This is a genomic window from Polynucleobacter asymbioticus QLW-P1DMWA-1, from assembly GCF_000016345.1.
Lineage (GTDB): Bacteria > Pseudomonadota > Gammaproteobacteria > Burkholderiales > Burkholderiaceae > Polynucleobacter > Polynucleobacter asymbioticus.
Genome location: NC_009379.1, coordinates 152338 through 166749, shown reverse-complemented (window position 1 = coordinate 166749; position 14412 = coordinate 152338). Strand labels below are relative to the sequence as shown.

The following is a 14412-nucleotide window of genomic DNA, read 5'->3' as shown; positions in this document are numbered from 1 at the left end:
CCTCATTGCTTCAGCTCACTTTTTTTGCCGTCAACATCATTTTTTTTCATACTTGCAGAGGCAAGATGAACTGCAAAACCATTTGCATAACGCAGATCTACTGCATCTACTCGATTAGCCCACTTCTCCTGAACCTGTGGCCAATACTTAAACAGTCGCGCTACACGTTCTTCTGTCAGCGTCTTATCAGAGCTCTCTTCATCGCGCCCAAATTCCACTTTCATGCCATTAGATAATTTGATGTGCCAGGCATAGCGCTCGGTCAAAGCAAGGCTCACTACCTCTGCACCCCAAGGCTTAAACCAGTTGTTCGCTTTTTCATAAAGACTCATGACTTCTGGCCCGGAATCTTCCGGCCCACGAAAATCTACCAAAATCACATCATCATTTATTTCAGAAACTCGACCAGCAAAAATTTCGCCATGATTATTAATTAAGACATGGCTATCAGCCCCGCCCCAGGTACCAAATGGCTTTTGCTCTTCAATGCTGACAATCAGGCCATTAGGCCAAACTCGTCGAACATTGGCATGTCGCACCCAAGGCATGCTCTCAAAGCCACGTTTGACATCCTCTAAACGTACGCTGAAGAAATTGCCCTGCACAGTTTCCAGAACCTGCTGCTTCACCATCGATTTATTAATATGCTTTAAGGTCTGCCCTGCTACTGGTTCAATTTGAATTTGCTTTAAGGCAAAAACAGGCCGCTGACTGAGCCATACCAATATTCCGATAGTAAGCATCACAGCAAAACAGCGCATCAAGAAACGGCTGAGCTTTTGCATCCGATCTGGATGATTCCAGAGCGGAGACATGAGCATGGCGAAAATTTCGCCGAACCGGTCCATGAAATTACTCATGTACGAGCGCCCTCTTTTTGCAGCAAGGTTTGACTCAATAACCAAAGCACTAAATCTGCATACTCAACACCAGCAGCCTTCGCAGCCATCGGCACCAAGGAATGAGATGTCATTCCTGGCGAAGTATTCATTTCCAACAAGTATGGTTTGCCAGTTTTTTTATCAAGCATGACATCGGCGCGACCCCATGTACGACAACCAAGAGTCTGATAGGCAGCTAAAGCGAGATCCTGAACGGCAGCATTTATCTCAGCCGTTAAGCCGGTCGGGCAGAGATACTGTGTCTCATCAGAGAAATACTTGTTGTGGAAATCATAATTGGCTTGAGGTGGAATAATTTTAATCACCGGTAATGCCTCAGCACTATTGCCTTGACCTACCAATGGACAGGTCAACTCATCGCCAACAATGCAGGTTTCAGCGATTACTTTTTTATCAAGACCGGCTGCAAGCTGATAAGCAGCTGGCAGCTCTTCCACTGACTTCACTTTTGTTAAGCCCAAAGAAGAACCTTCATGAGCCGGCTTCACAATTAACGGCAAACCTAGATGCTTAACTACCGCATTCCAGTCACTCTTCGCAGTCAGCTCTTCATATTCTGGGGTTGATAACCCATTACTGATCCAGATCTGCTTAGTTGCAATCTTGTCGATTGCCAGGGCAGAAGCTAAGACACCACTTCCGGTATAGGGAAGCTCTAATAATTCCAATAAACCTTGAATAGTTCCATCCTCTCCAAAACGACCATGAAGAGAAATGAAAATACGATCAAATTTTTCTGTAGCTAATTCAGTTGGGTTACGCAATCCAGGATCAAAGCCATGGGCATCCACTCCTTTTGAGAGGAGGGCTTGTAAAACACCATTGCCTGACATCAGGGAAATCTCTCGCTCACCAGAACGGCCGCCAAGCAATACTCCTACGCGGCCTAAAGACTTTATATCCAGATTCGCCAGGCACGCCTTTACACGATCGCCCCACTGAATTAACAGTTCCTCTTGCTTAGACATGCTTCGCCTCCGACAAAGTGTGAGGCAAAGCAGAGATTGAACCTGCGCCCATCGTAATTAATACATCCCCATCTTTTAATACTTGACCAAGCTTTTCTGGCATTTCAGCAACGCTGGAAGCAAAAGCTACAGCAGCAGAATTTAATAAAGCTTTAGAGGTTTTATCATCTACAAGAGCAGCCTTCATCAAACTCTTTCCGTCAGCACCAGGAATCTTTGCCTCGCCAGCTGGATATACTTCAGTCAAGACCAAAGCATCAAAGTTTTTCAGCACTTGCACAAACTCCCCGAAGCAATCGCGCGTTCTTGTAAATCGATGCGGCTGAAAAGCTAACACTAAGCGACGGTCAGGATAGGCTCCGCGAGCAGCAGCTAAAGTAGCAGCCATCTCTACCGGATGATGCCCATAGTCATCAATCAAGGTAAATTTACCGCCTGATGCCAGTGGAATATCGCCATAGCGTTGGAATCGGCGACCAACACCACTAAATTCTGAGAGTGCTTTAATAATAGCTTGATCACCAACGCCCAACTCTGTAGCAATACCAATGGCTGCCAGCGCATTTCGAACATTGTGTAGGCCAGGTAAGTTCAAAGTCACATTTAATGGACCAGGCTTATTACCATGGCGGCGCACAGTACGGCGCTCTACCGTAAAGTGCATTCGTGTTCCATCGGCACGAACATTGCTTGCACGAATATCTGCATCCTCAGAAAGTCCGTAACGCAAGATGGGCTGAGACACAAAAGGAATAATGTCGCGAACATTAGCATCATCAATGCACAAGACTGCAACGCCATAAAAAGGCATCCGCTGTATAAATTGCACGAATGCTTGCTTTAATCTGGCCATATCATGCTGATAAGTATCCATATGATCAGCATCAATATTAGTAACCACTTCCATGGCTGGAAATAACTGCAGGAAAGAAGCATCTGATTCATCCGCCTCAACCACAATAAAGTCACCTCGACCCAAACGCGCATTTGCGCCAGCAGAATTTAACTTTCCACCAATAACAAAGGTTGGATCTAGATCGCCTTCAGCAAGCACTGAAGCAACCAAGCTAGTAGTGGTGGTTTTCCCATGAGTTCCAGCAATAGCGATTCCCTGCTTAAGACGCATCAGCTCACCCAACATCACTGCACGTTGAATAACTGGAATCTTGGCGGCGCGAGCAGCCAAAACCTCTGGGTTATTACCTGCAACAGCAGTTGAAATAACCACTGCCTCAGCGGTCCCAACATTTTTAGGGTCATGACCGATATGAATTACTGCGCCAAGTTCTTTTAGGCGTTTAGTAGCAGCACCCTCTACCAAATCAGATCCTGATACTTGATATCCCAAGTTCAATAGAACTTCGGCAATACCGCTCATGCCAGTGCCACCGATACCGATGAAATGAATTTGCTGAACAATATGCTTCATATACCTACCCCCGCACAATCAGCACACACCTCAGCAACTCGTTGGGTAGCATGTGGCTTAGACAAAGCATGAGCACGCACAGCCATTTCTTTTAAATCCGTGCGAGTTAAGTTTTGAATCATCAAAGCTAAATCCTGAGGATTAAGATTTTTCTGAGGCAAAAAAACAGCAGCATCAGCATCTGATAAAAATTGAGCATTTGCTGTTTGATGGTCATCAATTGCATGTGGAAACGGAATTAAGCAAGAGGCCACGCCACAAGCAGCCAACTCAGAAACCGTCATTGCACCAGATCGACAAATGACCAAATCCGCTTGGGCATAAGCTGTGGGCATATCTTCAATAAAGGGACGTATGTCTGCCAGCACACCCAAATCAGCGTAACGCTTTTGAAGATCCAATAAATGCTTATCTCCAGCCTGATGAATTACTGTGGGACGTTGCTCTAGTGGAATTAATGCCAATGCTGCAGGAATGTTTTCATTGAGCGCTGCTGCCCCTAAGCTTCCACCAACTACCAAAAGAGATAAAGGCCCTTGTCGTTGTTCGTAACGCTCTGCAGGTGCAGCGATATCATCAAACTCTTGGCGAATGGGATTACCAACCCATTCTGCATTTTCCATCGTATTAGGAAATCCAGTTAAGGTCCTCATTGCAATTTTAGCTAGCGCACGATTAGCACTGCCGGCCACAGAATTTGCTTCATGCAACACCAATGGACGCTTTAATAATTTACTGATTAAGCCGCCTGGGAAAGTAATGTAACCGCCCATACCTAAAACGACATTCGGCTTTAGGCGTCGCATAATTTTCCAGCTTTGATGGCAAGCGCGAGCTAGATTAATAGGTAGCATTAACTTCGCTTTAATACCCTTACCTCGAAGGCCGCCAAACTCAACCGCCTCAAACGGAAAGTTACAAGACTTCACAAGGCGATATTCCATACCGCTTTGATTACCTAACCAAGATACATTCCACCCGCAGATTCGTAAATACTCAGCGACAGCAAGTCCTGGGAAAATATGCCCACCAGTTCCACCAGCCATGACTAAGATTGAGGGTTTGGTCACAACTTCCCTCCGCGCATCAAGATGCGGTTTTCATAATCAATACGAAGTAGCATGGCAATTGCCACTGCATTCATCAAGATGCCAGAGCCACCGTAACTTACTAAAGGTAAAGTCAAGCCTTTGGTTGGCAATAAGCCGAGATTGACACCCATATTGATAAAGGCCTGCCAACCAATCCAAATAGCGACGCCTTTTGCGGCCAGTCCAGCAAAGCTTCGATCTAACTGTAGCGCAGTACGCCCAATCATGAATGCGCGACGCACTATCCAATAGAACAAGAAAATCATGACGACCACGCCAATAAAGCCTAGCTCTTCGCCAATTACAGCCATGATGAAATCGGTGTGCGCCTCAGGCAGGTAATGTAATTTTTCTACGCTACCTCCCAAGCCCGTACCAAACCATTCGCCTCGGCCAAAGGCCATTAATGAATGGGTTAACTGGTAGCCTTTGTTGGCAGCGTTATCAACTTGCCATGGATCCATAAAAGCCAACATCCGGCCACGACGGAAAGGAGATAACGCAATCATGGCTGCCCCACTCAGCAAGCCAACCACAATCAAACCACCAAATAATTTCGCGTTGATGCCGCCTAAAAATAGAATTCCAAATGCAATCAATGCAACCACCACAAAGGCGCCCATATCAGGCTCCTTCATGAGAAGACCGCCAACTAAAGCAACCGCAATTCCCATTGGGAGCATTCCTTTCGAAAAGGAATGCAAATATTCTTGACGTTGCACCGTGTAACTTGCGGCAAAAATAACCGCAGCAAACTTCATGAGCTCGGAAGGCTGAAAGTTCATTACCCCTAACGGTATCCAGCGCTTAGCACCGTTAACGCCTTTACCAACTCCTGGTATCAGCACTGCAATCAGAAGTAATACAGTGAATCCGAAAACAACTGGAGAATAGCGATCCCATACTTTGGTTGGAATCTTAAAGGCCCAAATACCAACTGCGATTGCAATCACCAAAGAAATGATATGGCGAATTAAAAAGAAATTGCTGCTGTAGTTAGCATACTTAGGCCCATCAGCCAAAGTGATGGATGCTGAATACACCATTACCAAACCAATTAACATAAGAGATAGGACTGCCCAAACTAATAATTGGTCGTATTCCATCATGCGCGATCGAGTTTGCTCAACGCCTGATACCGCATCCCTAAGACCGGTACGGAAATTATCAATACCTCCTCTGGAGAAGTTCCAGAAGCGGCCTAGCCCTAAGCGATTTTCAGGAAATAATTTTTCTTTTAAGCTCATGCCTGAACTCCTTCGAAACGCATTCCCAACTCTTCAACTTCCGAGATAAAAACTTGTGCACGTTCTACATAATCGCGGAACTGATCTAGGCTTGCGCAAGCCGGTGACAATAAAACTAAATCACCTGACACTGCTTGAGCGGCTGCGGCTTGAACCGCCATTTGCAAAGTTTTGCTATTGGTACACGGAATATCTGACCCCATAGCCTCAACAATTTTGTCGCCATCTTTACCTATGACAAAAACACCTTTTACGAATCGCAGCGCTGGTTCACGTAATGGACTAAAGTCTTGTCCCTTACCTTCTCCACCAGCAATCAACCAAATTCTTTTTCCAGACTCATTGCTACCCAAGCCATTGATTGCCGCGACAGTAGCACCTACATTAGTACCTTTACTGTCATCCACATATTCAACATCATTTACTATTGCTATGCTTTGTACACGATGCGGCTCACCATGGTAATCACGTAAGCCATGCAAGAGGACATTCATCGGTAAGTTAGCAGCGCGCGCTAAGGCAAGGGCTGCTAGTGCATTTAATGCATTGTGACGTCCACGAATACGTAAAGCATCTGCAGGAATTAAACGCTTCAAACGTAAAGGCTCATCCTCCTCAATCACAGCTGATTTACGACGGCGCTTTGGTTTTGGCTCGAGATCTTCATCCACTTCAGCCCATACCAGCCAATCAATTCCACCAGCACGTAAATCATGCTCGATACCAAATGCGCCTTGCTCATCCGGCCTATTGGATCCAAACGTGACAGTAAATTTTTCTGCTTTTTGCTCTTCAGAAAACAATCCCATCACCAAGGAATCATCTCGATTTAAGACGCAAATAGTATCGCTACCAAATATCTTAGATTTCGCCTCAACATAAGCTGACATCTCACCGTGCCAGTCCAAATGGTCTTGCGTAATATTCAGAACAGCAGCGGCTGTCGGATTCAAGCTGCTTGTATAAACCAATTGGAAGCTGGATAGCTCTAAAACCCAAACATCAGGCATATCTTCTAGTTGATCTGCAGCTTCTAGACAACTCATGAGCTTATCGAGTGCCGCAGGACTAATATTTCCTGCGACAGCTACTCGTTTTCCAGCCCGCTCACAAAGTTGACCTGTTAATGCGGTTGTTGTAGTTTTTCCATTGGTACCCGTAACCGCCAATACTTTGGCGGCATAGCTAGATTCATTTGTTTGTGCCATGCGACTTAATGCAGCAATTGCCCGGGCAAAAAATTCTATTTCACTCCAAATATCAATACGAGATTTTCTAGCATTGACTAAGAATGATTGGGTAGGCTCTTGAAGGGGTGATAGACCAGGACTGATACCGATAACATCTATATCAACCAGTAGATCATCACCTAAAGGGCCAAAGTGAATATCTTTAAGGCCTGCAAACTCGAGCTCAGCAAGCAAAGCCAATTGACGCTCACTTAAAGAAGATCGGTCACGTGTGTCGACCAAACGAACTGCAGCACCATTACGCAGGCACCATCTAGCCATGGCAATACCGGATTCACCTAAACCCATAATCAAAAAGCGATTGGGGGCTTGATAGTCTGCATTGGCGATAGCCAGTGGGTTGGCGAAAGTGTTTTCTAGGTTCAACATATTTACTTTTTGGCTCACCGTAATTTCAAGCTAGATAAACCAATTAAGACCAACAAGATAGTGATGATCCAAAAACGAACTACTACCTGAGTTTCTTTCCAGCCACCTAATTCAAAGTGGTGATGTAAAGGCGCCATTCTAAAAATACGGCGACCCTCACCAAAATGTTTTTTGGTGATCTTGAACCACACCACTTGCATCATTACTGAAACTGTTTCGGCAACAAAGATGCCGCCCATCACGAAAAGCACAATCTCTTGACGCACGATGACAGCAATTGTTCCCAGCGCACCGCCCAAAGCAAGCGCACCAACATCACCCATAAATACTTGAGCGGGATGAGTGTTGTACCAAAGAAAGGCGAGGCCAGCACCACCCATGGCTCCGCAGAAAATCATGAGCTCACCAGCCCCTGGAATATAGGGAAACAATAAATACTTGGCATAGATTGCATTACCCATCACATAAGCAAAAGCACCTAAAGCAGCTCCCACCAAAATCACAGGCATGATGACCAAGCCATCTAATCCATCCGTAAGATTGACTGCATTACTACTACCAACAATGACTAAGTAACTCAAAATAATGAAGCCCATCATTCCCAAGGGATAGCTGACCTCTTTCATAAATGGCAACAATAAGTTGGTTTTTGCGGGCAGGTCTAATGCAAATCCACTCTTGACCCACTCAAAAAATAACTCGAGAACTTTCAGGTTATTGATTTCTGAAACTGAAAATGCCAAGTAAATTGCTGCAAACAAGCCAATCAAAGTTTGCCAAAAGAATTTTTCTCTGGAGGCCATTCCTTTAGGATCTTTACGCACTACTTTACGGTAGTCATCAACCCAACCTACAGCGCCAAATCCAAACGTCACAATCATCACAATCCAAATAAAGCGATTGCTCAAATCAGCCCACAACATGCACGATACAAAAATACCAATTAATATCAATACACCACCCATTGTTGGTGTACCTGATTTCACTAGATGGGTTAGAGGCCCGTCGGTACGTACAGCCTGGCCCATCTTTAATTCGCTCAACTTACGAATTACCCAAGGACCCGCAGCTAAGCCAATCAGCAATGCTGTAACTGTAGCCATCACCGCCCTAAAAGTGATGTAATTAAAGACGCGGAAAAAACCAAAATCGTCTTGTAACCACTGCGCCAAAATTAAGAGCATGCTTTAGCCTCCTCGAGTAAGGCTTGTACTACACGCTCCATGCGCATAAATCGTGATCCCTTAACCAAAATGTTCAAGTGTTGATTAGTACCCAACGCTTGTGCATGTAATGCATCGCGTAATTGCGCAATAAGACTATCCATATTAGAAAAATGAGTAGCGCTAGATAGCGCACTCTTTCCTTTCGCACTCTCAAAACCCTGAATGGCGAATTGACATTGCTCACCAAGAGCAAACAATTTAGAGATGCCTTGCTCAGCAGCATATGCACCCACTTCTTGATGAAATTCTGGACCTTGATCCCCTACCTCGCCCATATCACCTAATACTATCCAGGCATTGTTACCAGACTGTTTTAATGCATCAATTGCAGCACGAACTGAATCTGGATTAGCGTTGTAGCTATCATCAATTAATGTGTGATTTGCATCAATTGTCTTGGCTTGCATACGCCCATTAACGGGCTGGAATGATTCAAGGCCTTCTTGAATCTTTTTAAGACTGATGCCAGCAGCGATCGCAACCGCACTAGCCGCTAGCGCATTGCGTACATTATGGTTTCCTAAAGTATTTAGCTGAATTTGGATGCTTCCATTTTCAGTATTTACTTCTATGCGACCATCATTCAGTAATTTTCCACCTACTGCGGAAGAGGCATTTGTTTGTGTAGATGACAACACAAAATCTAGTACCTTGCGGTCTGCGGCTGCTTTACGCCAAAGGTCAGTGAACTCAGAATCGCCTGGAAATACTGCAATTCCATCTTGAGGTAAAGCGCGAATTACATCAGCATGCTCTTGAGCAACTGCTGCAACTGTAGCCATAAACTCCTGATGCTCGCGCTGAGCATTATTAATTAATGCAATATTTGCTTGGGCTATATCAGCTAACAGAGCAGTTTCGCCAGGATGATTCATACCCAACTCAACGACTGCCAGCTGATCTGTAGGCCTTAACTTCAATAAGGTAAGCGGTAAGCCAATGTCATTATTTAAATTACCCTTGGTAACCAAAGTATGGCTTTCGCCAACAGCCGCCTTAAAAATTGAGGCAATCATTTCTTTGACTGTGGTCTTACCATTGCTACCTGTAACTAAGGCCAATGGAATGTGGCGTGTCACTCTCCAAGCTTTTGCCAACTGGCCTAATGCAGCGCGTGTATCTTCTATGCATACCGCCGGTAAATTTTTGGGGCATTTATCTTTATTGCTAATTAAGGCTGCGCCAGCCCCAGAACTCGCAACGTCAGATAAGAAATCATGAGCATCAAAGCGCTCACCAGCCAATGCTACAAATAATTCACCCGCGTCAATTTGACGACTATCTGTACCTACGCGAGTAATTGACAAAGCTTGAGCTGCTTCAAGAGAGATATTCACTAAAATACTTCCAGGCAACATGGCATGGACCTGAGCAAGCGTTGTCATAGCAGACATCAGACCAACCCTCCAGCCGCTAAGCGAATGTGTTCTTGGTCAGAAAAATCAAATGTCTTGCCATTAATCTCTTGAGAAGTCTCATGGCCTTTACCAGCAACCAAAACAATATCGCGCGCATCCGCATGGCGAACAGCAGCCATGATTGCAGCAGCCCGATCAGCAATCATCTGTACATTGGTAGTTGATGGATTTAGCCCATCGGCAATCATCTGGATAATCGCCTGAGGATCTTCAGAGCGTGAATTATCACTGGTAATAATGATGTGATCAGCAAATTTCTCAGCAACTAATCCCATTTGTGGACGCTTAGTAATGTCACGATCACCGCCGCATCCAAAAACGCACCAAAGTTTTCCACCGCGCTGCTCAGCAAGAGGTCTTAAAGCCTGCAAAGTTTTTTGTAAGGCATCCGGCGTATGGGCGTAATCAACCACTGCCAGTAAGCCTTCTGATTTTTGGTTTTTGCCTAAAGGGATTAATTCCATGCGCCCTGATACAGGACTTAAATGACTTACTCGTTTAGTGGCCTCCTCAGGAGAAAGGCCTTGGGTAAGTAAAACAGTCCAAACTGCAAGCGCATTGCTTAAATTAAATTCACCCAGCAAAGGAATATGCAAAGGGTAAGTACCCTTATCCCCATATACAAAGGTTGTTTGATAAGTCGCACCACTTAAAACCGTGTCTTGCGTATAAATACGCTGCAAGCGACTAGCAAATTTTTCAAAGCCCTTGAATGCAGTTGGTGCTAACCCATAAGCCCACACCTGAATACTATCTTTGGCCAAAAGATTGATTGCCAATTCCCGACCGAACGGATCATCCAGATTAATCACCGCATGTTCAAGACCCGCTTGCTGAAATAACTTTGCTTTTGCTTCAGCATAATCACCCATGCTGCCGTGATAGTCCAAATGATCTTGCGTCAAATTAGTAAATACAGCACAATTAAACCAAGTACCTGCAATACGCTCTTGATGCAAAGCATGTGATGACACTTCCATGGCAACTTGCTGGGCACCCCCATCTAATAACTCTCTTAGCTGTGTTTGCAATTTAGGCGCATCAGGAGTGGTATAGCCAGTCATTACCAAGGCAGTCGGAAAACCAGTGCCCAATGTACCCAATACTGCAGTGCGGTGATTGGGCTCATCTAATGCTTGAGCCAACCACTGAGTAATACTAGTTTTACCATTAGTTCCAGTAACGCCGATTACTTTTAATTGCTTGCTTGGATAGTCATACCACTGCGCACAAAATTCCCCTACCTTCTCAGCTAAAGACTCAACTGCAAAACACTGAGGATGATCCTGAAATTGTGGATCGATACCAGCTGGATCAAATACCACTGCTGCCGCACCATTAGCCAAAGCAGCTTCAATAAATTGACGGCCGTCACGCAATGCCGCTCCATGACCTACTGGGTATGCAAAAAAGATATCGCCAGACTGAATCTGACGACTATCCGCACCGACCTTTGCGGAAGAATTTGCTAAGGTGTGCAGGTGATCAATCAAGTCATTGGGTTCTATATTCAAAGCCACCCTCATCTTTTCAGAACCACATGCTGAGCTTGTACATTCGCAGTGTGAGCGCTCTCGGCTGGCTTATCGTCGAGAACCATTTGCTTCACTTTGCTATCCGGCAAAACATTAAGTGTTCTCAATGTCTCACCAACAATCGTGGAGAACACTGGTGCTGCTACATCACCACCATAGTGACTACCCCCCGTTGGCTCATCAATCATGACAGCTACAACAATACGGGGTGAACTAATAGGCGCAAGTCCAGCAAAATAAGCGCGATAAGAATTGCCGTAACCTTTGCCGACTAATTTATGAGCAGTACCGGTTTTTCCACCAACACGATAGCCTTCAGCCTGTGCTTTAACAGCAGTACCACCAGGCTCTGTAACGGCCTCCATCATCTCGCGCATTTCTATAGCAGTTTTTGCTGAAAGTACGCGAGTGCCAGGCTTAAATTCTGGGCTACGCTCTATTGTCAATGGCACCAATTCTCCATCGCGCGCAAACACGGTATAGGCGCGGGCCACTTGAAAGAGTGAGGCTGAAATACCGTAACCAAAAGCAATACGCGCCTGATCAGTTGGCATCCATTTCTTAAACGGATGCACTGTTCCCGCTACTGCTCCTGGGAAACCAATTTTTGGAGCCTGCCCTAAACCAACGGCGGTATATAAATTCCACATCTCTTCTGGCGAGAGATTATTCATCGCAATCTTGGCAGTACCAATATTGCTTGATTTTTGAATTATCTGGGCAACCGTTAAATTTCCATATGGGTGCGTATCGGTAATTGGTTTAGGGCCAACTAGATATTTAGCACCAATAACCATATTGGTATTTGGAGTTACAGCACCTTTCTCCAAGGCAATTGAAATGGTCAGCGGCTTAATTGTTGAACCAGGCTCAAAAGTATCTGTCATCACCCGGTTACGAAGCTGCTCACCACTCAGAAATCTACGATCATTAGGGTTATAGCTTGGGTAATTGGCTAATGCCAAAATTTCACCCGTCTGAGTATCTAATACCACTGCACCACCCGCTTTTGCATGGTGCTCCTCAACTGCATTCTTTACTGCGTTGTAAGCTAAAAATTGAATCTTGCTATCAATGGAAAGCTGTAGGTCTTTGCCATTCTGTGGAAGCTGCTCAATGGCGACATCTTCAACAACGCGGCCCAAGCGATCAACCACCACACGCCTTTGACCGGGATGCGCAGCAAGATCCTGCTCTCGAGACAGTTCCATACCCTCCTGACCCTTGTCATTCACGTTAGTAAATCCAACAACGTGCGCCATAGCTTCGCCTTCTGGATAGAAGCGGCGATACTCATTGTTCAGACCAATACCGGGAATTTCTAATTGCTTAATCTGTTGCGCTACATCAGGATCAACCTGGCGCTTTAAGAAAACTTGCTTGCGCTCTTCTTTTAATTTTTTGCGCAACTCAGCTTCACTAATTTGCAACAGGCTTGCAAGCTTTTGCACTTTATCGGCAGCCAAATCATCGGGAACTGTATCGTTATAGGCAATGACAGATTTAGCTTCCAGGCTAGTGGCGATCACTTGACCATTGCGGTCTAAAATTTTCCCGCGGCTTGCTGGCAACTCCAGCTCACGTTGAGTACCCCGGACGCCCTTAGCTTCGTAGAATGCATTTCCCGGGCCTTGAATCCAGAAGGCGCGGATTAACAAAAGCATAAAGACGAAAAACAACAGGAATAGCATCAAGCGCGAACGCCACATAGGCAAGCGCAACACTAAATTAGGTGTTGTTGAGAATCCTACCGGCCTCATTTAGCCTCCTTTAGGTACAAAGTACGTTCAGGAGAGATGGGGAACATATGTAATTGATTGCGCGCAACGTCACGAATACGTGCAGATTTCGAAAGATTGCGCTGTTCATACTCTAGACGCAGCCATTCTTGATTAAGCTTGCGCTCTTCAATTTGGGCACGCTCTTGAGCAATAAATAATTTACGTGCACGTTGCTGCGCAGCTACCAATGAAAGCGCGCATACGAGCAACAGAGCTAATAAGGTCAGAGTAGCGCGATTCATACAGGTGCTCCCATACGCTTCTCTGCAACTCTCATAATTGCCGAACGAGCCCGAGGATTTTCAGAGATCTCTAAATCACTTGGCTTAACGCGTCCAATAATTTCTAGCGCGCTTTGCGGCAAATCTTTTTCACGTACAGGTAAGCCGCGAGGTATTTCTACTTTTGCATGAGCTTGAAAAAATTGCTTAACAATACGATCTTCCAAAGAATGGAAACTGATCACTGCAAGTCTTGCACCTGGCTTTAATAATTTCAATGCCGCTTTAAGACCTAATTCCAAATCCTCTAACTCACGATTAATAAAAATTCGTAAAGCCTGGAAAGTTCTAGTGGCAGGATCTTGACCTGCTTCACGAGTGCGCACCACGCTGGCAACTAAGCTGGCTAACTCAGTGGTGGTCTTTGGGGACAAGCCCTCTTCTCGCTTGGCAACGATAGCTTTTGCGATCTGAAATGCAAAACGTTCTTCTCCGTAAGTCTTAATCACGCGGGTGATTTCCTCCTGCGGTGCTTGCTCCAACCATTCTGCTGCTGTTAAACCTTGATCGGTATTCATCCGCATATCGAGCGGACCTTCGCGACGAAATGAAAAGCCTCGATGTGCCTCGTCCACTTGTGGTGAACTGATTCCCAGGTCTAACAAAATTCCATCGACTGATTCTGCTTGTGCGTACTGATCCATATGCGCAAAACTGTCGTGCACAATTGTGAATCGAGGATCCTGGATTTGTTGGGCTACTGAAATCGCATCCAAATCTTTGTCGAATGAGATGACGCGTGCTGACATTTCCAAAGACTTCAGTAAAGCCTGTGTATGACCGCCGCGTCCAAATGTTCCATCGATCACTACGATCTTCTTTGCGGCATTTTTTTCTTGAATGAGCGGGCCACTGATTAGCGCCGTCACCGCCTCGGCCAGTAACACTGGGCGATGAGTTATGTTCATGGCACCC

12 protein-coding genes are annotated in these 14412 nt (G+C 45.4%); all 12 read right to left on the bottom strand.

The annotated features are described in order from the left end of the window. Positions 1-2 precede the first annotated feature (2 nt). The 12 genes from PNUC_RS00920 to rsmH all read right to left on the bottom strand — a co-directional run bounded on the left by PNUC_RS00920 (position 3) and on the right by rsmH (position 14405). A complete protein-coding gene (locus PNUC_RS00920; protein ID WP_011902016.1) occupies positions 3-860 on the bottom strand; it encodes a cell division protein FtsQ/DivIB in 858 nt (285 codons plus the stop codon). Next, positions 857-1870, bottom strand: a complete 1014-nt coding sequence (locus tag PNUC_RS00915; RefSeq protein ID WP_011902015.1) for a D-alanine--D-alanine ligase — start codon at positions 1868-1870, stop codon at positions 857-859. Before PNUC_RS00915 ends, PNUC_RS00920 begins: the two co-directional genes overlap by 4 nt. Continuing rightward, entirely contained in the window at positions 1863-3299 is a 1437-nt protein-coding gene (gene murC, locus PNUC_RS00910; RefSeq protein WP_011902014.1) for a UDP-N-acetylmuramate--L-alanine ligase, read from the bottom strand. The genes PNUC_RS00915 and murC overlap by 8 nt, the downstream gene beginning before the upstream one ends. After that, positions 3296-4369 (bottom strand): undecaprenyldiphospho-muramoylpentapeptide beta-N-acetylglucosaminyltransferase, encoded by a 1074-nt coding sequence (gene murG / locus PNUC_RS00905; protein WP_011902013.1) that lies wholly within the window; start codon positions 4367-4369, stop codon positions 3296-3298. Before murG ends, murC begins: the two co-directional genes overlap by 4 nt. Next, positions 4366-5637, bottom strand: coding sequence for a putative lipid II flippase FtsW (gene ftsW, locus PNUC_RS00900; protein WP_011902012.1), 1272 nt, complete (start codon positions 5635-5637; stop codon positions 4366-4368). Before ftsW ends, murG begins: the two co-directional genes overlap by 4 nt. Beyond that, entirely contained in the window at positions 5634-7175 is a 1542-nt protein-coding gene (gene murD, locus PNUC_RS00895; protein WP_397428486.1) for a UDP-N-acetylmuramoyl-L-alanine--D-glutamate ligase, read from the bottom strand. The genes ftsW and murD overlap by 4 nt, the downstream gene beginning before the upstream one ends. Positions 7176-7270: 95 nt before the next feature. After that, positions 7271-8440, bottom strand: coding sequence for a phospho-N-acetylmuramoyl-pentapeptide-transferase (mraY, locus tag PNUC_RS00890; RefSeq protein WP_011902010.1), 1170 nt, complete (start codon positions 8438-8440; stop codon positions 7271-7273). Continuing rightward, positions 8431-9876: a UDP-N-acetylmuramoyl-tripeptide--D-alanyl-D-alanine ligase gene (locus tag PNUC_RS00885; RefSeq protein WP_011902009.1), complete on the bottom strand. Its 1446-nt coding sequence runs from the start codon at positions 9874-9876 to the stop codon at positions 8431-8433. The genes mraY and PNUC_RS00885 overlap by 10 nt, the downstream gene beginning before the upstream one ends. Next, the gene (locus PNUC_RS00880; RefSeq protein WP_011902008.1) at positions 9876-11426 is read right to left on the bottom strand and encodes a UDP-N-acetylmuramoyl-L-alanyl-D-glutamate--2,6-diaminopimelate ligase; all 1551 of its coding nucleotides are present in this window, start codon (positions 11424-11426) and stop codon (positions 9876-9878) included. The genes PNUC_RS00885 and PNUC_RS00880 overlap by 1 nt, the downstream gene beginning before the upstream one ends. Beyond that, positions 11423-13195: a peptidoglycan D,D-transpeptidase FtsI family protein gene (locus PNUC_RS00875; protein WP_011902007.1), complete on the bottom strand. Its 1773-nt coding sequence runs from the start codon at positions 13193-13195 to the stop codon at positions 11423-11425. The genes PNUC_RS00880 and PNUC_RS00875 overlap by 4 nt, the downstream gene beginning before the upstream one ends. Beyond that, complete coding sequence (ftsL, locus tag PNUC_RS00870; RefSeq protein WP_011902006.1) at positions 13192-13458, bottom strand: cell division protein FtsL; 267 nt, start codon at positions 13456-13458, stop codon at positions 13192-13194. Before ftsL ends, PNUC_RS00875 begins: the two co-directional genes overlap by 4 nt. Then, complete coding sequence (rsmH, locus tag PNUC_RS00865; RefSeq protein ID WP_011902005.1) at positions 13455-14405, bottom strand: 16S rRNA (cytosine(1402)-N(4))-methyltransferase RsmH; 951 nt, start codon at positions 14403-14405, stop codon at positions 13455-13457. The genes ftsL and rsmH overlap by 4 nt, the downstream gene beginning before the upstream one ends. Between the last annotated feature and the right edge of the window lie 7 nt (positions 14406-14412).